The organism is Arthrobacter sp. P4_F11 (assembly GCF_056401395.1).
The window spans coordinates 111810-131697 of the sequence record NZ_JBFUJK010000015.1; the positions used below are offsets into that span (position 1 = coordinate 111810).

16 protein-coding genes are annotated in these 19888 nt (G+C 60.7%); 13 read left to right on the forward strand and 3 right to left on the reverse strand.

Annotation, left to right across the window (positions count from 1 at the left end):
* Positions 1-101: 101 nt before the first annotated feature.
* Positions 102-677, reverse strand: a complete 576-nt coding sequence (locus tag AC1DRO_RS16665; RefSeq protein WP_018775330.1) for a single-stranded DNA-binding protein — start codon at positions 675-677, stop codon at positions 102-104.
* 55 nt (positions 678-732) lie between these two features.
* Complete coding sequence (gene rpsF / locus AC1DRO_RS16670; protein ID WP_026266755.1) at positions 733-1038, reverse strand: 30S ribosomal protein S6; 306 nt, start codon at positions 1036-1038, stop codon at positions 733-735.
* A 271-nt stretch (positions 1039-1309) separates the two neighbouring features.
* Here rpsF and AC1DRO_RS16675 point away from each other — a divergent pair, with 271 nt between their 5' ends.
* The 13 genes from AC1DRO_RS16675 (at position 1310) to AC1DRO_RS16735 (ending at position 18740) form a co-directional block, all read left to right on the forward strand.
* The gene (locus AC1DRO_RS16675) at positions 1310-1993 is read left to right on the forward strand and encodes a DUF1345 domain-containing protein (RefSeq protein ID WP_476870321.1); all 684 of its coding nucleotides are present in this window, start codon (positions 1310-1312) and stop codon (positions 1991-1993) included.
* Between the two features lie 337 nt (positions 1994-2330).
* Positions 2331-5039 (forward strand): helix-turn-helix transcriptional regulator, encoded by a 2709-nt coding sequence (locus tag AC1DRO_RS16680; protein WP_476951678.1) that lies wholly within the window; start codon positions 2331-2333, stop codon positions 5037-5039.
* 604 nt (positions 5040-5643) lie between these two features.
* Positions 5644-6306, forward strand: a complete 663-nt coding sequence (locus AC1DRO_RS16685) for an acetyltransferase (RefSeq protein ID WP_476951679.1) — start codon at positions 5644-5646, stop codon at positions 6304-6306.
* Positions 6307-6355: 49 nt separating this feature from the next.
* On the forward strand, positions 6356-7558 hold the full coding sequence (locus tag AC1DRO_RS16690; protein ID WP_476951680.1) for a glycosyltransferase family 4 protein: 1203 nt from the start codon (positions 6356-6358) through the stop codon (positions 7556-7558).
* Positions 7555-9051: a lipopolysaccharide biosynthesis protein gene (locus AC1DRO_RS16695; RefSeq protein WP_476951681.1), complete on the forward strand. Its 1497-nt coding sequence runs from the start codon at positions 7555-7557 to the stop codon at positions 9049-9051. The genes AC1DRO_RS16690 and AC1DRO_RS16695 overlap by 4 nt, the downstream gene beginning before the upstream one ends.
* Entirely contained in the window at positions 9048-10154 is a 1107-nt protein-coding gene (locus tag AC1DRO_RS16700; RefSeq protein ID WP_476951682.1) for a DegT/DnrJ/EryC1/StrS family aminotransferase, read from the forward strand. Before AC1DRO_RS16695 ends, AC1DRO_RS16700 begins: the two co-directional genes overlap by 4 nt.
* 27 nt (positions 10155-10181) lie before the next feature.
* On the forward strand, positions 10182-11258 hold the full coding sequence (locus AC1DRO_RS16705; RefSeq protein ID WP_476951683.1) for a glycosyltransferase family 2 protein: 1077 nt from the start codon (positions 10182-10184) through the stop codon (positions 11256-11258).
* Between the two features lie 182 nt (positions 11259-11440).
* Positions 11441-12355, forward strand: a complete 915-nt coding sequence (locus tag AC1DRO_RS16710) for a DUF6492 family protein (protein ID WP_476951684.1) — start codon at positions 11441-11443, stop codon at positions 12353-12355.
* A 275-nt stretch (positions 12356-12630) separates the two neighbouring features.
* Positions 12631-13623: a glycosyltransferase family 1 protein gene (locus AC1DRO_RS16715; protein WP_476951685.1), complete on the forward strand. Its 993-nt coding sequence runs from the start codon at positions 12631-12633 to the stop codon at positions 13621-13623.
* On the forward strand, positions 13620-15083 hold the full coding sequence (locus tag AC1DRO_RS16720) for an O-antigen ligase family protein (protein ID WP_476951686.1): 1464 nt from the start codon (positions 13620-13622) through the stop codon (positions 15081-15083). Before AC1DRO_RS16715 ends, AC1DRO_RS16720 begins: the two co-directional genes overlap by 4 nt.
* A complete protein-coding gene (locus AC1DRO_RS16725; RefSeq protein WP_476951687.1) occupies positions 15071-15904 on the forward strand; it encodes a chain-length determining protein in 834 nt (277 codons plus the stop codon). The genes AC1DRO_RS16720 and AC1DRO_RS16725 overlap by 13 nt, the downstream gene beginning before the upstream one ends.
* Positions 15901-17376 (forward strand): exopolysaccharide biosynthesis GT4 family glycosyltransferase EpsE, encoded by a 1476-nt coding sequence (gene epsE, locus AC1DRO_RS16730; protein WP_476951688.1) that lies wholly within the window; start codon positions 15901-15903, stop codon positions 17374-17376. The genes AC1DRO_RS16725 and epsE overlap by 4 nt, the downstream gene beginning before the upstream one ends.
* Before the next feature lie 29 nt (positions 17377-17405).
* Positions 17406-18740, forward strand: a complete 1335-nt coding sequence (locus tag AC1DRO_RS16735) for a hypothetical protein (protein ID WP_476951689.1) — start codon at positions 17406-17408, stop codon at positions 18738-18740.
* Positions 18741-19603: 863 nt separating this feature from the next.
* Here the strand turns inward: AC1DRO_RS16735 and AC1DRO_RS16740 are convergent.
* Positions 19604-19888, reverse strand: a 285-nt coding sequence (locus AC1DRO_RS16740) for a DUF4082 domain-containing protein (protein WP_476951690.1), incomplete at its 5' end; no start/stop codon positions are given.

Sequence of the window (19888 nt, forward strand, 5' to 3'; positions counted from 1 at the left end):
CCGTGGATATTGATCCACGGGATGGTGGTGATCCGGCGCAGTCTGCACCAGGCCGCCTTGCGGCGGCCAGTCGGCTTTCGTTGCCGGACCTTAGATGTTGTTTAGAAGGGAGGTTCGGAATCCGGGCCGTTGCCCCAGCCGCCGCCCGCATTGCTGACCCCGGGCGTGGCCCACGGGTCTTCCTGCGCGGCGGGCTGGTTGCCGCCCCATGTCCCACCGGTGTTGCCGCCCTGGTTTGCACCCTGGCCGCCACCGAATCCACCGCCGCTGTTGCCGCCGCCGAAGCCACCCTGACCACCCTGACCGCCGGAGCGCTGGGTGCGGTTGACCTTGGCGTTGGCGTAGCGCAGGCTCGGGCCGATTTCGTCGACCTCGAGCTCGATAACGGTGCGCTTCTCGCCTTCTTTTGTTTCGTAGGAACGGCTCTTCAAGCGGCCGGAGACGATAACGCGCATGCCCTTGGTCAGGGACTCGGCGACGTTTTCGGCTGCTTCGCGCCAGACCGACGCGCGGAGGAACAGGGTTTCCCCGTCCTTCCACTCATTGGACTGCCGGTCGAAGGTGCGGGGAGTAGAAGCGATGGTGAAATTCGCTACGGCCGAACCGGACGGTGTGAACCTGAGTTCGGGGTCATTGGTGAGGTTACCGATAACCGTGATAGTGGTTTCGCCTGCCATCTACTGCCTCCTTGTGCGTTCCTGCGGGGATAAAGATTGAAGGTTGGCTGCTGAATTACTCAGCAACAACTTTCTGCTCTTCGGGGCGGGTGATCTTGGTGCGCATGATGGTCTCGTTGAGACTCAGCTGGCGGTCAAGTTCCTTGGCGGTAGCCGGCTCGGCGGTGAAGTTCACCACGGCGTAGATACCTTCGGACTTCTTCTGGATTTCGTAAGCCAGGCGACGACGGCCCCAGATGTCAACCTTTTCGATGGTTCCACCATCGTTGGTGATGACGTTCAGGAACTTCTGAAGCGACGGCTCAACGGCACGCTCTTCGACCTCGGGGTCGATGATTACCATCAATTCGTAAGGACGCATATGTGAACCCACCTCCTTTGGGCTAAGCGGTTACGGCATTTCCGTAACAGGAGGTTCATTTGCGGTGTCATGCAATGCCCAGCCGCCGGAACGGAGGCAGGGCGCAGCACAGACTTCAATAGCTTAGTGCATGTGGGCCGGAATCCGCGATTCCGTGCCTCCACCGTACGGCCCCGCGACCTGGCCGGGAATAGCGTCTGCGGCCATGTGGATAACCGCCACACGACCAGCGGTCAGTCGGGGGGCGCATCGGCTGTGCCATGATCTGAAAATGCACACCAACCCCTCGTCAGCCGTGCCGCCACCGCTCCGCCGCAGCCGTCTCCGCTTCGCCGCCATGGTGCTGTTGGGGCTACTCGCCGCCGGGGCGGCCGGAATGTCAGGGCACTGGGTGCAGGCTCCCACGATTGGCTGGTGCGCCGCCGCCTTGACCTACGTCGTCTGGGTCTGGCTGGTTATCGGCCGCCTCGACCCTGCGGACACCCGGTTGCACGCCACAACGGAAGACCCGGCCCGGAGCACGACGGACCTGCTTATCCTGGCCGCCAACGCCGCCAGCCTGGCGGCTGCGGGAGCGGTCATCGTGGATTCGCACAACAACACTGACACCCTCTCCAGGATTGCCGGCGGGCTGCTCGCGGTAGTCTCGGTGGCGCTGTCCTGGACCCTGGTCCAGACGCTGTTCACACTGCGGTACGCGGAGCTGTACTACGGCACGGGCACGAGGGCAGGCTCCCGGGTGGGCGGCATCGACTTCAACCAGAGCCGGCCGCCGCAGTACACCGATTTCGCCTACTTAGCCACGAGTCTGGGCATGACGTACCAGGTATCGGACACCGCGCTGCAGAACCATGGCATCCGGGCCGAGGCCCTCAAGCACAGCCTGCTCTCCTACCTCTTTGGGACCATCATTCTGGCAACCACCATCAACCTCGTAGTCGGCGTCGCCGCGTAGTGCCCGGGAGGCGACCGAACGGTCCGCAAAGTCGGGGCCATGTGGACAATTCTGCGGTCTGACCCAAGTATTTCGGGGTCCGACTACTCGTGTTTAGCTCACCCTGTACTCGATTATCCGGACGCGCTAGTGCTCCCGAAGAAGCCAAGCTACATTGGCATCAGCACAGCCATTTGGTCAGGGCTTACGCTCCATTCCGGAGTTACCCCGGACCTTTGTTTTGCAGAAAGCGTTGGTGTGCGCAGGATGAATATATCGGTTTGGGTTCCTATTCTCTTTTCCAAAAGAAGCGGAAACCTCGACTGATTGGTCTCTTGGGGATGGAATCGGGGCACCAATGGTTTTGTTTGGCCGGGAAAAAGAAATCGCCCGTGTCCTGGCACTGATCCGGAGCCCCCGGGAATCCGCCCTGGCGGTCACGGGGGGCCACGGAAGCGGCAAGTCGTCGCTGCTGGCCGAGATTCCGAATGTGCACGAGTACAAGACGGTGCTCCTGCGCGCCAATCCGTCAGAGTCGACGTGGCCCTTTTCCGGTCTGACAGCCCTGCTCAACGGAATCGACGATCCCGCGCTGGCGGCCCTCACCGACTATGTGGCCACCTCACCGCGCGGAAACCTCGACGCCACAGACCTTTCAACGATGCTCCTCTCCGCTCTCCGGCAATGGTCCGCAGACCGGACTGTCGTGGTTATTGACGACGCCGAGCAACTGGATTCTGCCAGCCAGATCGTTCTCGGATTCCTGGCCCGGCGCCTCGCAGGCACAGGGGTGGTGCTCATTGCCAGCATGCGCGGCGAATCGCCGGAAAGTCCGTTTGCCCGGATGGCCGCACTTCCCTTGGAGAATCTGAGCCTCAGCAACACTGTCAGAATGCTCGAAGCCACGACGCCGGGACAGGTCAGCGAGGCAATGATCCACGCTGTTGCCGCGGCCACCCACGGCAATCCGTTGGCCTCGATCGAGCTCTACGAAGAGCTGACCCGGCGCCAAGTGCAGGGCAAATACGCTCTCCCCATCCCCTTGCACTGGAATGGAAGCTTCGAGCCTGATCTTGCCGCATCGATTTCGGGGCTTTCACCATGTGCGCGACAGGCACTTGATCTCCTTTCTCTTTCTTACCGGAGCAGCGCCGATCTTCTGGAAAAAATACCCGGGGACCTGTGGGCGGGTGTGGATGAAATTGTCTCCGCCGGGATTGCTGTCCGCACCGGTTCGTACCTCAGAATTCAGAATCAAATGCTGCGCGATCATATATTCTCGGCTATGCAACCGGCGGAAAGAACAGCGCATCACCACGCCTTGGCATCGGCTGCCGAAACTGCGGATCGCCAGGCGTGGCCGTGGCATCTGAGCTACACGCCGGCCATGCGCCGCGACACGTCGTTCAGCCTGCTCCGCCATGCCGTGGAGCTGGTGCGGGCGGATGAGACGCAATCCGCGGTCGAATATATCGAGCGGGCCCTCGCCATCAATCCCTGGGAGGCGGAGACGGCTGCCAGGTTGGGCACGGTCGCGGAGGTGCTGTTCAGCAGGGGCGAATTCGTCCACGCGAAACGCTACGTGGACTGGGCGCAACGGATCACGAAGGACCGGGCCCTGACGCTGCGACTCACCGGGCTCGATTTCCAGATGGAGCTGATGAAGGGCAATTCCGTGAGGCCGAGCATGATGATCCGGCTAATCAAGGAATTCGGCCACCATGATCCGGGGCTCTCTGCCTGCCTCCTGTCTATCGGAGCCCTTCACATGGCCGAACGCTGGCAGGTCGAGGACGCCGAGCAATTGTTGGAGCATGCGGAGCAGTTCCTGGGTGAGGCATCCGGCGAAGCCGTGGCCGTGAACCAGCGCGCCCGGCTTCTGGCCGATGCCGTCAAAGGCAGTCTTGAACGGATCTCCCGGGCAGCCGACGGCGGCGCCAACAGTTCCACCGCGTCGCTGCTGCTCAAAGGACGCGCCCTGACGTATGCCGAGAACTACGAAGGAGCCCGCGATCTCTTTTCCCTCGTCCGGAACTTGAGCGCCGCCAGCGACGCGAACTGGAGTGAGACGGCGCGGTACTTCGCGGCCGACAACGAAATCCGCGCCGGAAACTTCCGTTCCGCCATCGCACTGATAGACGAAATTGCCAGTTCCACAACAAGCCAGCAGTATCACCGGGGGCTGCGCAACAATTTCTTCCTCTGGCGGGCCCATTCTGTCGGCGACACCGTTGAGGCCCAAGCTTGCCTCGCTGAGGCCCAAAAGTGTGTCAGCGCCGACGCGCCTCCGCGGTCGGTCGCGCAATTGTTCGCGTGGCAGGGGCATTTTGCGCTGATGCGGGGCGATCTTGAGGAGGCCGGCGCCCTGCTGTCCAGGGCTGCGGAGATTGGCATGGACTTCAGCAACCCCGCCCTTCTGCGCTGCGAGTCGGACCTGGTGGAAGTGCTCGTCAGGTCGGGTCACCGGCGCGAGGCGGCCCGGGCCCTCACCAGGATGGAATACCGATCGGCCGGCCTGAAATCCCGATGGCTGCTGATGGCCGTTTCCCGCTCCCGCGCCTTGGTCGCGGAGGGCGACCACTCCCTGGAGCTCTTCGTTCAGGCCCTGGATTCGTGGCAGAAGAACGATTCCTTGTTCGAGCGGGCCAGGACACTTCTTTGTTACGCCGAACGGTTGGCGACTTCCGGCAGGCAAAAGGACGCCACGAACGCACTGCTGAGGTCGAAGGCGCTTTTCGAAGAGTCGGGCGCCGCGTCCTGGACACAGCATGTGGACGCGATGCTGCTCGGCGACGCCGTGCGGGATGTTCCGGAGTTCCAGAACCCGGCGTTGCCGTTGCTCTCGGACCAGGAGCGCGAACTTGTACAGCTCGTCGCCCGGGGCCGGCGCAACAAAGAGATTGCGGCATCGCTGTTCGTGTCCGTCAGAACGGTTGAAGTGCGCCTCACTGCGATATATCGGAAGCTGGGGGTTCAGTCACGTTCCCAACTGTCGTGCCTCGTGTCTACCAGAGGAACCGTTCCAGCACCGGAGCTGGGCCGCGAGAAGTCCCCGCTGGCTGTTTAGGGTTCTCAACAGCCCCCCGCCCCCGACTGTTCCGCCCGGAGCTGGCTGGGGCGCGCCCGCAGAGGCGGGCCCGAACGCGCCACGTTCGTGGAGTCCACATCCACAATCCCGCAGATCCCGCATACTTCCCCTTCTCGGACCACATGAAGCCCCCGTTTCCGGTTTTTCGCCGCCCTTCGGGGCTAGTTTTTTCCTAGCGCATGAAGTGAACAGCTGAGGCGCGTCGATATGACCGGCATCCGCCGGCGAGATCCGGAACGATTCGGCTTCGGGCCCAAAGGTTGGTCGAGAGAGTAGGTGGGGGGATGACGGTTTGGCCAGTGGTACGTCAGGACAGGCAACCTGGCGGGAGCGATCCGCCCCCAGGCGGGGAGCGCCCGCCTGCATCGGTCGCGGCCACAGCCGCCCCTCACAGGTTCAATCCGGCCGACACCGGCCGGACTGACGGGTCTGTTGCTGCACAACGGACCTACGAACAAAGGCTGGCAGCTTCCGGACCTGACGGAACCCTCGTTCAGAAGCTGTCAGCCGTCGTCGTCCGCGTTGCTGCGGCGGGGGCTCCGCGTTCGTGCGCCGGCGTCCCGGGCAATGGGAGGGAGACCCGGTGAGTGAGCTTTTGCTGATCTCCGCCAGCGGCCTGGCACGTGAGGTTCTGGCCACGGTTCGCAGCAGCGGACGCTATGACGTCGTCGGCTTCCTTGATGACGACGAGGAGATGTCCGGGATCGAAGTGGACGGAGCGCCAGTCCTGGGAACCATCGACGACGCGGTCCGCTTCACGCATGCCTTCCTTCTGGTCTGCATGGATTCCGGCCGTCCCCGGCAGGCCGTGGTGGAACGACTGAGTGCGGTGGATATTGGCACCAACCGCTATGCCACCGTGATTGACCCGACGGTCCGAATGCCGGAAGGATGCCGGATCGGCAGGGGCAGCATCCTGCTGCAAAACGTAACGCTGACGGCCTCGGTCACCCTGGGATCGCACGTGGTGGCCATGCCGGGAGTCACCTTCACGCACGACGACGTCGTGGCGGACTACGCGACGTTTGCCGCCGGCACCTCACTTGGCGGCGGCGTGAGGATAGGCCGTGCGGCCTACCTCGGGATGAACTCCAGCGTGCGTGAAAGTACATCGATAGGTTCGTACTCGACGATCGGCATGGGCGCCGCGGTTCTCGGGGATGTCCCCGACGGCGAAACGTGGGTGGGTGTCCCGGCGCATCCGGTCGACCATGATGCCTTCAACGGAGCGGCGGCCGAGCTGTGAACCGGGGACGGCCAGTTCAATACGCTCTCCGAGAGGCGGTCTAAACACCATGCGCATTCTCGTCTACCCCCACGAGCTGGGTATGGGGGGAAGCCAAATTAATGCACTTGAACTCGCCTCTGCCGTGCGGAACCTCGGCCATGAAGTGTTCGTTTTCGCCGCTACCGGAATTCTGATCGAAAAAGTAAAGGAACTATCACTTCAGTTCATCGAAGCGCCTCCTCGGACGCATGGCGTTGACCCGGCCACGATCCGCAAACTGACGTCCACGGTCCGGAGTCTGGACATAGACCTGGTTCATCCGTATGAGTGGGCTCCCTGCGTGGAAACAGCATTCGGGCCAGCGCTGCGTTACGGCACCACGTCCGTCATGACGGTACTTTCCATGGACGTGCCCGACTTTTTGCCCAGGCACTTTCCGCTCATCGTCGGAACGCAGGGACTCGCAGAAGAGGAGCGCCGGCGGCGAACGAATATCCACGTCATAGAACCACCCATCGACACGGCCTACAACAAACCCGGGGCCACGGCGATGACACGCCAGCAGTTGGATATTCCCGACGATGAGTTCGTCATAACCGTTGTGGGCAGGCTCAGCACCGACCTTGGAAAGCTAGAAGGTGTCCGGACTGCCGTCAGCGTGGTCGATCGCCTAGCCGCCCGCTTCCCCGTCACGTTATTGGTCGCCGGCGATGGGCCCGGGCTCCGGGAGGTCAGGGCGGCCGAGCAAGACATTAACCGCCAGCACGGCCGCAAGGTCATTCGTGTAGCAGGCAACGTGGTGGATCCGCGACCCCTTTACGACGCGGCTGATGTGGTACTGGGAATGGGCAGTTCCGCGCTGCGCGGGATGTCGTACGGGAAGCCTCTGATCGTGCAGGGTACAGCTGGTTTCTGGCGGCTTTCCTGTCCTGAAAATGAAGAGCAATTTCTTATGGACGGATGGTTCGGCCACGGCTCTGGCGGGAACGGTGCCGTTCCACTTGAAGAGGTCCTGGTCCGTTTAATCAACAGCGCCGGGCTTCGGACGTCGCTCGGTGCCTACAATCGGCGGCTGGTTGAGCACAGATTCAGCCTCGAACATGCAGCCCAGCGGCTTGAATCTATTTATCTTCGTGCCGTAAAGGCACCTCAGCAAACCGTGCTGCGAAGCAGATCTCTGATCCGCACCGGATATGAAGTGGCTAAATTTCGCACTGTCGTAAACCTTGAGGCATCAGGTCTGCGCCTCGCCAAAGGGGCACGACAATGAGCCAGCAAAATCTGGGGCGGCAGCTGGGAAGCGGGCTGGCATGGAGCACCATCAATAGTCTGGTTCTCCGGCTGGGGAGCTTCGCCGTCGGAGTAGTCATTGCCCGGATACTCGCCCCAGAACAGTTCGGTGTTTTCGCCGTGGCCCTGACTGTGCAAGCAGTGCTGATGACCCTCGCGGACCTCGGCATGAGCGCAGATTTGATCAGGTCCGCAGATCCCGAACGCATTGCTCCAACCGTTGCAACGCTGGCTCTGGCGTCTGGCACGACGTTGGCCATAACCATGGCCCTATCCGGCCAGGGGGTGGCCGACCTGCTCGGCAGTCCGGACGCTGGACCCGTTATCTCGGTAATGGCCTTCTCCCTTCTGCTGGCTGGCGCCGGAGTTGTGCCCTATGCCTCCCTGCAGCGCCGTTTTGCACAAAAGAAACTGTTCGGGATCGCGGCCGCAGATTTCATCATCGGGACGGCCCTCACAATTGTCTTGATTCTGGCCGGCTGGGGAGTCATGGGTCTGGCGTGCGCACGGATCGTCTCCCAAAGCGCCACTCTCGTACTCCAGTTCGTCCTCTCCGGAGAGAAAGTTCGCTTTGGCTTTGACAGGGCAGTGGCGCCTGCCGTGCTCTCTTTTGGCGTCCCCGTAGCTCTCGCCAACATGCTCTCCTGGGCGTTGTTAAACGTAGACAATGTGGCCATCTCACGGCTCTCGGGTCCAGTGGCTCTTGGCTTCTATTTTCTTGCGTTTAATGTGTCCAACTGGCCGATGAGCGCTGTAGGTCAGGTGGTGCGGTCCGTCTCTATCCCGACGTTTTCACGGCTGGCGACAAGCAGACCGGACCGTAACTTTGCGGTCCTTGTTGGTCCGGTGTGGGCGATATCGCTGCTTGCCGGCCTCCTGCTCTCTGTTCTCGCTCACCCCGTGATTGAACTGGTCTACGGACCAAGTTGGTTGCCTGCCGCTGCAGTCCTGGCTTGGCTCGGGGTCTTTGGCTCGCTACGCACTCTCTTCGATCTTTCCGCTTCCTACCTTCTGGCACGCGGAGCATCGAAGGCGACGCTCCTGGTCCAGATTGCCTGGATCGTGGCGCTCATCCCCGCGGTGGTCCTTGGGCTACGAGCCAACGGCAGCCCGGGAGTCGCAGCTGCACACCTGGCTACGGCTATCCTCGTCGTCTGTCCTGCCTATGCCGTGTCGCTGCAGCGATGCGGTGCTGACCTTCGCGCGGTCGGCGCCAAGCTGTGGCCTCCGGTTGTTGCCGCGCTCCCGGCAGGAGCTGCGTCCATGGCGGTTGAGGCAGTAGTGCCGGGCCCGCTTTGGAGCTTGCTCGCTGGTGGCTCTGTCTGCGCTACTGTCTACGCGCTGATTCTTGCCCGGTGGTTCCGGAGACAAATCCGTGAGGCAAAGCAGTTAACCAACCGACAGGATCCGACGGCGCCAGTAGCAGGCCAGCCGGTTCAGGAACACACCACCACGTTGAAGGAAGTGACATGACGCACCTTGTACCGTTGGTAAACCTTTCGAGGCAGCAGGCACAGATTGCGGACGCCATACGCGAAGGATTCAATCGCGTCATTGCGGAGAGCAGCTTCATACTCGGTCCCCAAGTCACGGCGTTTGAGGAGGCGTGGGCCCGGTACTGCGACGCCGCCGCCGCCGTCGGAGTCGGCAATGGCACGGACGCGATCGAACTTGCGCTCCGTTCCGCGGGTGTCGGTCGAGGAGACGAAGTGATATTGCCGACCAACACCTTCGTGGCAACGGCCGGTGCGGTTGTCCGTGCCGGCGCTGATGTGGTCCTTGCAGATTGTGACGATAACTTTCTCGTGTCGCCCCGGGAGATCGCGCAGAAGGTGACCTCGCGCACCCGGGCCGTACTCGGGGTCCATCTCTATGGCCAGGCTGCCCCCATGGAAATTATCCGGGACGAGATTGGCGACGATGTCGTGCTTATAGAGGACATGGCGCAGGCACAGGGTGCCAGGCGATTCGGGCGTCGTGCCGGGTCTTTGGGAGACATCGCTGCGACGAGCTTCTACCCGGGCAAGAATCTGGGAGCCTACGGCGACGCCGGCGCACTCATGACCAGCTCGGAGGAGTACGCGGAAATGGCCGCGAAACTGCGAAACCATGGCGGAACGCAGCGATACGACCATCCGGAGATCGGCTTCAACTCCCGTTTGGACAGTCTTCAGGCTGTCGTGCTCTCGGCGAAGCTGGATCTTCTTGATGAATGGAACCGTCAGCGTCAGGCTGCCGCGGCTCTCTATGACGAGCTGCTCTCAGATTTTGATGGAGTGATCCCTCCCAAGGTCGCGGCCGGCAACGACCACGTATTCCACCTCTATGTCATCCGCGTGGCGCAGCGTGATCGGGTGATCAATCGGTTGCAGTCGGCGGGAGTAGGTGCCGCAATCCACTATCCGACGCCGGTTCACCTCTTGCCGGCGTATGCGGGCCTGGGCCACAGGGTCGGGGACTTCCCCTGCGCCGAACGTCTGGCTGGCGAAATCCTGTCCCTGCCGATCTATCCCGGGATTACGCACGATGAACAGACGTACGTCGTGGACCAGCTGCGCATTGCCATGGGGCGGTGAGCAGCCGTGACCGCAAGGGCAGCGCAGGTGACTGACAGAATCCGCGTGCGCGCCCGAGAGCATCGTGGCGATCCGCCAACGGTGACAGTGGTGATTTCCTGTTTCAACTACGCCCGGTACCTTCGCCAGGCAGTGCAAAGCGCGGTCAGCCAGGACGGAGTAGCCGTCGACGTCATCATCGTTGACGACGCGTCCACGGATGACAGCCTTCGCGTCGCGCGGGAGTTGTCATCCAGCTGTGGGTCTGTTCAAGTGCTGGCCCATGCGAGCAATCAAGGAGTCGTGAAGACTTTCAACGACGGCGCCAAAGCCGCTTCAGGCGAGTTCCTGGTGCGCCTGGACGCTGATGACTTGCTGACACCGGGGTCCCTCCGGCGAGCTGTGGCTGTCGCCCGGGCCTATCCATCGGTGGGGCTGGTATACGGACACCCTCTCCACTTTTCAGGCGAAGGGCTGCCGTCGCCGCGATCCAGGGCTGCCTCGTGGACGATTTGGCCCGGTCGTTCATGGCTTCTCGACCGTTGCCGCAGCGGGATAAACGTCATCACGTCGCCGGAGGCACTCGTACGACGGTCAGTTCTGGAGGAGATCGGCTACCAAGCGTCGCTTAAGCACACCCACGACATGGAACTATGGTTCCGCATCGCGGCCTTCGCGGACGTTGCCTACATCCACGGCGCGGATCAGGCCTGGCATAGGGAACATAGCGGGAGCCTCTCCGCCCGGGAAGTCGACGTTCTGGTGGACCTGCAGGAACGTCGTGAGGCATTCGATGTCCTGTTCAACGGGCCCGCGGGAAGAATTTCCGAAGCTCCGTTTCTTCGCCAGGCCGCAACTCAGGCACTGGTCAGCGAAGCACTCTCAACCGCACGCCACGAGCGGGACCGCGGCAGCCGGGATTCCCAGCTGCATTCGTCCTGCCTGGATCTGGCCATCCAGCTAGATCCCGGCGTTGCCCGCAGGCCCCTATGGCGGGCTCTCACCAACACGAACCCTAGCAGTTCGACCCAGTGGCTCAGGACGATGGGACTCGCCCGCCGCCTCCGCGGACGGTTCACATCGCAAGTGAGATGGAATCGCTGGCATCGGAACGGAGTCTACTGACATGCGAGGGTTCACCCGTCCGGCTGATGTTTACGAGGATGAGTCCTCCGGCGCGTGTCAGGCCTGCCCTCGGCAGCCTGACGCAGCCGACAGCGGGAGCATTGCCGATGGATTCGCCGCCCGGCCTGGATCGGGCCAGCATGTTCCAGGGCCAAGGATCCGGTGGCGTGAGTGGAGGAGCTATGGAAGCTGAAAGCAGCCAGCTGGTCGTGGTGACGCCCAGCTACGCCAGGGATTACCAACTGTGCCGGGATCTCAATCGCTCAATTGTCGCTTGGATGCCCGAGCACGTTCAGCACCACATCGTGGTACCTCGAAAGGACTTATCGCTTTTCCGAGCGATAGCCAGCAGCAGAACAGTCATCCACGATGTGGGAGAGTTCTTGCCTTCCGACATGCTGAAAATGCCAGCACTTAACCTGTGGGTCAACATCAAACGCCCGTGGCCACCAATACGCGGCTGGATCACTCAGCAGTTGGTAAAACTTTCCACTGCCGCGACCCTCGACGCCGACGCAGTCCTGCTCATAGACTCCGATATGGTCTTAGTCGCCCCCACTGAGTTGGCTTCCTTTCAGCAGGACGGCAAGTTAGCCATGTATCGCAAGCCAGAGGCAGTCCACGACGGATTGCCCAGACATCGCCTGTGGCTCGAATCAGCAAGAAGCCTCCTGGGTCTGGAGCCGCCCGATGCCGGGAATCTAACGGACTACATCTGCTGGCCGTGCATCTGGGACGCCGAGACTGTCCGTGCCATGCTCCAAAGGATCGAGGAAGTCACCGGCATGGCATGGCAGTCGGCTATCGCCGCCCAACTGCACTTCTCCGAAATGATGCTCTACGGAACTTACGTCGATGAAGTTCTGGGCGGGCCGCCGGCAGCAACTTCGCACATGAAGAGCATCAGCTATTCGGACGAAGTGGCCCTGAGTTCGGCCCAACTGAGTGGGTTACTCCGTGCCGGTCCAACCGATGTTCTCGCCGTGATGATTTCAGCCAAGGCTGGTATTCCGGAGGACGTCCGTTCGAATGCGCTGGATGACTATGCCGAATACCTTGCAGAAAGCCACACCAGGTTCGATGGAGGTGCCCCGTGACTCTCTCGTATCGACAAGCCACCGATCTTTTGCGGCTTGTACAGACCCATAGTGCTCGTGGAATCGCCGAGGCAGCATTGAGGCGAACAGCAAATAAGATCAACCAGCGACTCGACTTAGGAGCGGCAGACTTGCCCGTTCGTGTCGAGGACCTTATGGAATCAAGAAACGTTTCCTTGGCCGCCCCCACTTGGCGGGCCGAGTCCGCGCTACGGATCGGATGGGTTTGCGCGCCCCCGGGGCGCGGCTCCGGGGGGCACACGACGCTCTTCAGAATGGTGGAAGAGGCAGAGGCGCGCGGGCACGTCTGCACGCTGCTCCTTTACGACAAGAACTCCGACGATGTGGCGCGCCATGAACAGGTAATCAGGCGGTACTGGCCCCAAATCAGAGCAGAAATTCGAAGTGCCACAGGGCGAATCGAGGGCATCGACGCTCTCGTCGCCAGTTCGTGGGGGACGGCCCATGTGGTCGCCAAGCGGGCTCCTTCGACGGTGAACTGTTTCTACTTCATCCAGGATTACGAACCTTACTTCTACCCACGGGGAGCCTTGTATGCTCTCGCCGAAGACACGTACAGATTCGGGTTCACAAACATTGCCCTGGGGGAGATGGTGGCATCCAGGCTGTTACACGAACTAGGAATCGTGGCGGATACCACCGTTCCGTTCGGCTGCGATACAAGCGACTACAAGCTTCTCCCCCGCGACGCTGCAACAACGCCGCGGGCTGGCATCGTCTACTATGCGAAAAGAACCGTTGACCGGCGGGGATATCTCCTGGCAAGGCTGGCGCTGGAGGACTTTCATCGTCGTCACCCAGAGCAAGAAATTCATATCTTCGGAGACACCGTCTCCGGCTGGCCATTCCCCGTTACGAATCATGGGTCCTTGCGCCCCACCGAGCTAAATGTGCTGTACAACCGGACAATTGCGAGCCTGGCGCTTTCGTTCACCAACATCAGCTTGGTTGCCGAGGAGCTCATGGCTGCGGGGAATGTACCTGTCCTGAACGATCATCCATTCTCCCGGGCCGACCTATCCGCTCCTCACGCAATCTGGGCGCCAGCCACACCCTCAGCAATTGCCGACGGCCTGTCCTCTGCTGTTACCGCCACGGATATCGACGTCCGCGCCCAGCTCCTGGCTGAAACCGTTCGCAAGGACTGGCGCAAACCGTCAACGCGTGTTTGTCAGGAAATCGAACGGGTCTGCAGTCCACCTCCCACTCGTCAGGCCTTGTACGACGCAACAGGGGTGGGCTCATGACCTGGCACCGCCTGGCCCTGACGCGATCTTCTGTCATGGGTCATAGCGATGCCGCCAGCAGACCTATCCTGCCGATTAGGCTCGTAGCCGGGGCAACAAAGGGACGAAGCGTGCCTCTACTTGTTCGAGCGGTTGCCTTCTGCATCTTTTTCTTTCCTTCATCCATGGTGATCAAGCCTGTCGGTGCAGCCGGCACCGTGCCGATGCTCTTGGGAACGCTCATCTTCGTCCTTTGGATCTGCTCTGTACTTTTTGGACTTCACGATCCCGTGGCGTTCCGGCATCCTGGACGAGTCAGTTTGACGGCCTTGTTTCTAGGGATATGCGTCTCCTATTCGGCCCTTTACGCTGGGATCTCCGGTGCCAGCACCGAAGCAGCCCGTTCGTCCGCCGATCGTTGGCTGATCCTTTTGATGGCCACCGCCGGCATAGTCCTCGTTATTGGCGAAGTCGTCCGCACGCTTGACGACGCCATGGTACTCACTCGAGCCCTACTCGCGGGAGCATTGTTCTGCTGCATGGTTGCCGTAGTCCAGTTCTTCCTTCACATCAACCCCATGGAGTGGTTCCAGTACGCCATGCCAGGGTTTAGTTACAACGGTGGGGATACCCCATTTCAGGCACGGGGTGCCCTTTTGCGCGTTGCGGGTAGCACCTTCCACTCCATAGAACTGGCCGTAGTTGCCGCAATGCTTCTGCCGCTGTCCATCTGGCGTTTGATTTACGATCGACAGGGATGGATCGGTTTCAAGTTGCTGGGCACCATGCTCTTGGTATTTGCGCTTGCATCAACAGTCTCGCGATCCGGAGTCCTTGGTCTCATGGTTGGACTCTCGGTATTCATACCCTTCCTTCCAAAAATTCCCCGCACCTGGGCACTACTTGCGTCTCCGGTGGCCCTTGCCGGCCTGTTTCTCAGTGTGCCTGGACTAATCACCACCCTCACTGAGACGGTCACGTCTTCCAACTCGGATCCTTCAATTTCTACCCGGACGAACAACTATCCCCGGGTCGAATCCATGGTGGCGGAGCGACCATGGCTTGGTGCGGGTCCAGGAAATTACCAAGCTGACAGCGCAATCCACATTCTTGATAACGAGTACTTGAACGCGGCCGTGACCCTGGGCCTGGTGGGTCTTCTTGCCGTCACGATCTATCTGCTTGTTCCAGGCGTGACCGCAATAATGGCAGCGCGGGCAGCATCGAACCCCCAACTCAAGTCATTGGCTGGGGCAGTGGGCGCCGGAGCGCTCGTTGCTGGTATATGCTCCCTCACATTCGACTCTCTGTCGTTCCCAGTTTTTGCCCTCACATATCCTGTTCTCGTCGGTTTAGGTGGAGCTGTGTGGATAATGACGAAGACTGAAATCAAAACCAATGTCCCCACCAGCCAAACACGAATCGATGACTTTGAAGCTGACGGACGCAAGCTACTGGGAGGGCAGCCGTGGATCCAATAGCAGTCTTGAAAACACTGTGGCAGCACCGATTCGTTTCTCTACCCGTACTTCTTCTGACGTTCGCGGCGGCAATATACATATTCCAATTTGCTCCCCGGTCCTATGAATCTTCTTCTACTTATGCATTGATAAATCCGGACATACCAACGGCGCAGGAGGTTGAAAAGAAACCGGCACTGGAGCAGCTCAACAAGAAGAACCCGTATCTTCGCTCCTCGGATCCCTCACTAATCGTTCAAGTGCTCCTCACCCGGCTAAGTGACAGTTCCACGGCTGATAGATTGAAAGAACAGGGACTAAGTTCCGACTACACCGTCAGTCGCGGCGTTGGTGGGGTCAATGGATTCCTGGTCGACATCACCGGGACCGCTGAAACTCCGGGAAAGTCATTTGCAACGACTCGAGCCCTGGGGGAAATGCTCGAGAAAGATCTCTACGACGCGCAAAAGATCAATGGTGCTGACGATACTTATCTTTTCACCTCGATCGTCGTGGCGTCTCCTGATAAGGCAACGGAACAATTCTCCAGCAGGCTCCGGTCCGTCATTGCCATATTCCTCGCCGGAGTGGTGCTTATGTTTGGCTCAGTCTCGATCGCCCGCTCGGTCTCGGTGTCTCGCAATCGACGCACGTCCCAGGACGGAGACCTGCCGGATGCCGATAGGAAAAGGAGAGTCCGACGGAAGGCCAAACCCCCGCGGGATTCGGATCCCCAAGAGCCATCCATGAAGAGTGGCCGCCATGAGTTCGCTCCTGAAGCGCCCGGAACCCAACATGAGGACTCGGATGACGGCCAGCGACTCTCCGAGCTCGCAAAATGAACAGGCATCATCTCAGCGGCAATGCACGTCTTGGCTACCTCGTCCCTGAATTCCCGGGACAGACGCACAGCTTCTTCTGGCGAGAGCTCGGCGTGCTGCGGCAGCTTGACGTTTCTCCGGATGTGGTTTCCACACGAAGTCCCGCAGGTCGATTTGCGGGCCAGGAGTGGGCGGCCACGGCGCAGGAGCTCACAACCTACTTGGCTCCATTGTCCATTTCCGCCGTCATGGCAACCGTGGGCGAACTTCTCCGCACGCCGCCGCGACCTCTCGCAGGCGTAATTCGGGTGGCCAGCGCGGCAACCAATGGAGGGGCGCAGCCCAAAGGCCCCGGCGGCCGGTTCCGGGCCTTCACGATCCAACTCGGGTGGGTGCTGATGGGAGCCCGGCTCGCATCAGTCGCACGTGAGAAGGAGTGGGAGCACGTCCACGTGCACTCTTGTGGAAACTCCGCATACGTTGCCATGTATGCAAATTTGCTCAGGGGCTTACCCTACAGCCTGACACTCCACGGACCGCTGAGCGATTACGGAGACAATCAGCGCTTGAAATGGAACCGCGCAGCGTTTGCAATAGTCATCACTGAGGGGTTGCATCGCGAGATTAGGGCGTCACTCGGGTCATCGCTCCCCGGGACCATTGAAGTTACGCCGATGGGTGTTGATGTGCAGGAGTTCAGCAGGGACGAACCCTATGTGCCGTGGTCGGGTGAGGGACCGTTCCGGATATTCTCATGCGGTCGCCTGAATCCCAGCAAAGGCCACGACGTTCTCCTGGGTGCCGTGAAGAAGATGGTGCGGAGCGGCGCGGACGTGCACTTGACAATAGCAGGCGAGGACGACGCCGGAGGGACCGGCTATCGTCAGGACCTCGAACGACTGACGAGAGCGCTTGGCATCGGCGATCGCGTCCGTCTGCTCGGAGCCGTATCAGCGGTGTCGGTCCGGAGTGAACTTAGTCGAGCACATGTGTTCGCCTTGGCCAGCCACGCCGAGCCGCTCGGCGTGGCCATCATGGAAGCGATGTCCATGGGGGTGCCCGTCGTTTCGACGAATGCCGGCGGGGTGGCTGAACTGGTCGAGGACAAGGTCAGCGGTTTGCTCGTCGATCCCGGCAATCCGGACCTGCTGGCAGAAGCAGTGCTCCACGTAATGCGTGGTCCGGCTCTGGCCCGGAACCTCAGCGAAGCGGGACACCGCCGCGTGCAGGCTTCATTCAACTACCGGCGAAGCGGGGAAGTCCTCGCTCACCTGGTTCGTGCAACTAGCTCAGGGAAGGAATCCCCCGAAACGAGCTGGAGGCAAAACGGCAACGCGCGGCTTGGCATGAGGCGCCGCGCCCGTTCCGTGAAATATCCGGTGCTTGCAGAAAATCGCGAACCATCCCACGCTTCGGCGCAAAATGCGGCGGGACAACGAATCCCGCTATTGGAGTCAGGACCGCAAAACATTCAACGGCACACCGAATTTTAGATTCAACCAAAGAATAGTGTGGAGTTCTCATGCCAAAAGTTACTCACCCAAAGCTTTCCAGTAATAAGAGGCACAGCGGCAGCCTCTTCGGAGTGTGGGCGGCCGTCGGCCTTGCGCTGACGGCCACTCTGATCGGCGTAACCACGCCGGGGATGGGTCAAGTAGGATCCGAGCCTAATGCAATCAGTGCCGGCGTCCATGAACGGCCTAACCCGCTCGCAAGCCTCCCGACGATTCCCTGGGAGGGTGGTCCGGCCTACTGGAGCAAGTTCCCAAAGGCAAATGCCGCACGATGGACTGATCCTGGATTCTTCCCGATATCCGTATTCATGGGAAAGCCGGAGCACGCTGCAGAACTGAAGTCCATTGGCATCAACACCTACATGGGGGCCGAACATGACGGCTCCCCGATTTCCATGATTACGAACCAGGGCGTCTTTGTCATTGCGCAGGATGAATGGACGCAAGCCGAAATCGGAAGTGATTCCAACACAGTTGCCTGGTTCATATCCGACGAATGTGATATTGGCCTGGGGTGCACCGGCGCAAATGCGAAAGAAAACCTCGTAGATCAGAGAAATAAGGTAGCTCGGGTTCACGCCTTTGGCGATGGCCGCTTCACAATGGCAAACTATTCGAACGGCGTCTTGGACACCTACTGGGCCCAAGGTTCCATGGCGGAACTAGTGAACCTCGTCGATGTGGCCAGCGTAGACAAGTACGCGTACACGAGTCCTTTTGTTGACAACCAGATGATCCAGTCGCCTCACTGGCCGGTCGGAGCAAATCCGGTGTCGGCCGCTTCATACGGGTGGTTGGCAGATCGGCTCAGGGCCTATCAGAATCCTATCGGGGGCCACCCCAATTGGGTCTTCATCGAGGCGGCCATGCCTCTGCTCAATGATCCCGGATCCCTAACAATCACCCCGGCGCAGATCGAGGGGGCAGTTTGGTCCGCCATTATTCACGAAGCCCGGGGATTGGCCTATTTTCAGCACAATAACGGTTCGACGTGTGGATTTTATTCTTTGGTCCAATGTGATCAGGCCAGGTTAGACCGGATCAAGACGATTAACGCCGGCGTCCAGTCGCTTGCCCCTGTGATCAACACCCAGTCGTATCAATTTAGCTTCAACGATACGACGAATACAATGCTTAAGGCTTATGAAGGATCGGCTTATATCTTTGCGGATATCGGCCTGGGTCAGTCCCCGGGCCTTAAGCACTTCGTCCTCCCGCCGGGAGTCACTGGGTCGACGGTGGAAGTCGTCGGAGAGAACCGGACGCTACCGGTCTCAGGTAACGCATTCAGCGACACCTTTGACAGCGAATATTCTCATCACACCTACAAAGTGTCGTTCTAGCGCGGGGGTATCTGGGAATCGTGGCCTGCCGCGGCGACTCCGCACACAGCGGCCAGCAGCTCATGTCGCTCCCGACGTTCCCGGCTCGCGCGGTGGCACGGGACCGGTCGATGGAACCCGACTCTTCGTGGTGGTGGGGAATTGATTCCGAGCCGTAGATGAAAAGGGGGCCGCGCTCTGAGGTTGCCACCGCCGTCTTCAACGTGCCCGACGACCGTGTCATTTCCGGCAGCCTGCCGACCGATGGACGCGGCCAGGTCATTGTCGAAACCGATGAGTCACCGGGGTGCCGCAGCTGCGTGTCGCGGATTCGAGGGGGAAGGATCGCCCCGTTCAAGGATCCGTGACATCCCCGTCGCCGGTCCCCTGGAGTAACCGGTTCCACGAACCATAAAAGAGTCGGGCGACAAGGATGGTGGACCAGGACACCGGCCAGGTCTTGGACGTGGCCTACGGCCGGCACATCGACAACGCCCAGGCCCAGCGTATGCTCCGCGGGCCGGCTGGCGGAGATATTCGCGGTCGATGACTCCACCGCGGTAAGAGCGGAACTCCAGACCCTCGTTGAAGATTGACGGACGAGCGGGACCAACAAGGTCTACCGAACCGGTGCCGGGTGGAAAGCATCCAGGATCCTCACCGTCAGAGGCGTCAGCACCGGCGACCAGTGCCGTCCGGACGGCGAAGATCCGACCCACAGATCCTGAATAAAGCGACCAGTGGAAGCAATCGTGGACGACCACCGGCGGTGGGGCTGGAGAGTCCCCCACGCCCCAAACCGGAACTCCTCCGCGAATCGAATCCTGGGCTGCCCACACAGCCGGACGCTGAACCACGGCTGAGCGAACATGGTCTCCATTCATCTAGCGGTTGAAGATGACGTCGACCCAGTAGTTGGTGTTGTTGTAGCTGTTGTTGGGGAACGCAGTGGCTCCGTAGCTGTAGACGCCGTTAGAGCCGTCGGTGCCGCTGGCCAGGCCGTGCAGCGGAGGGGTGTCCGCAGCACTGCTGAAGTAGCCTCCATTGGCCGAATAGAACCCGTTCGGGGCCCGGTAGGACACCACATAGGTGGTGTTTGCCGTGATGGCCACCGGGCTGGAGAACGTAGCCTGCTGCCAGCCGGAGGCGGTTTCACCCGAGAACGTCAC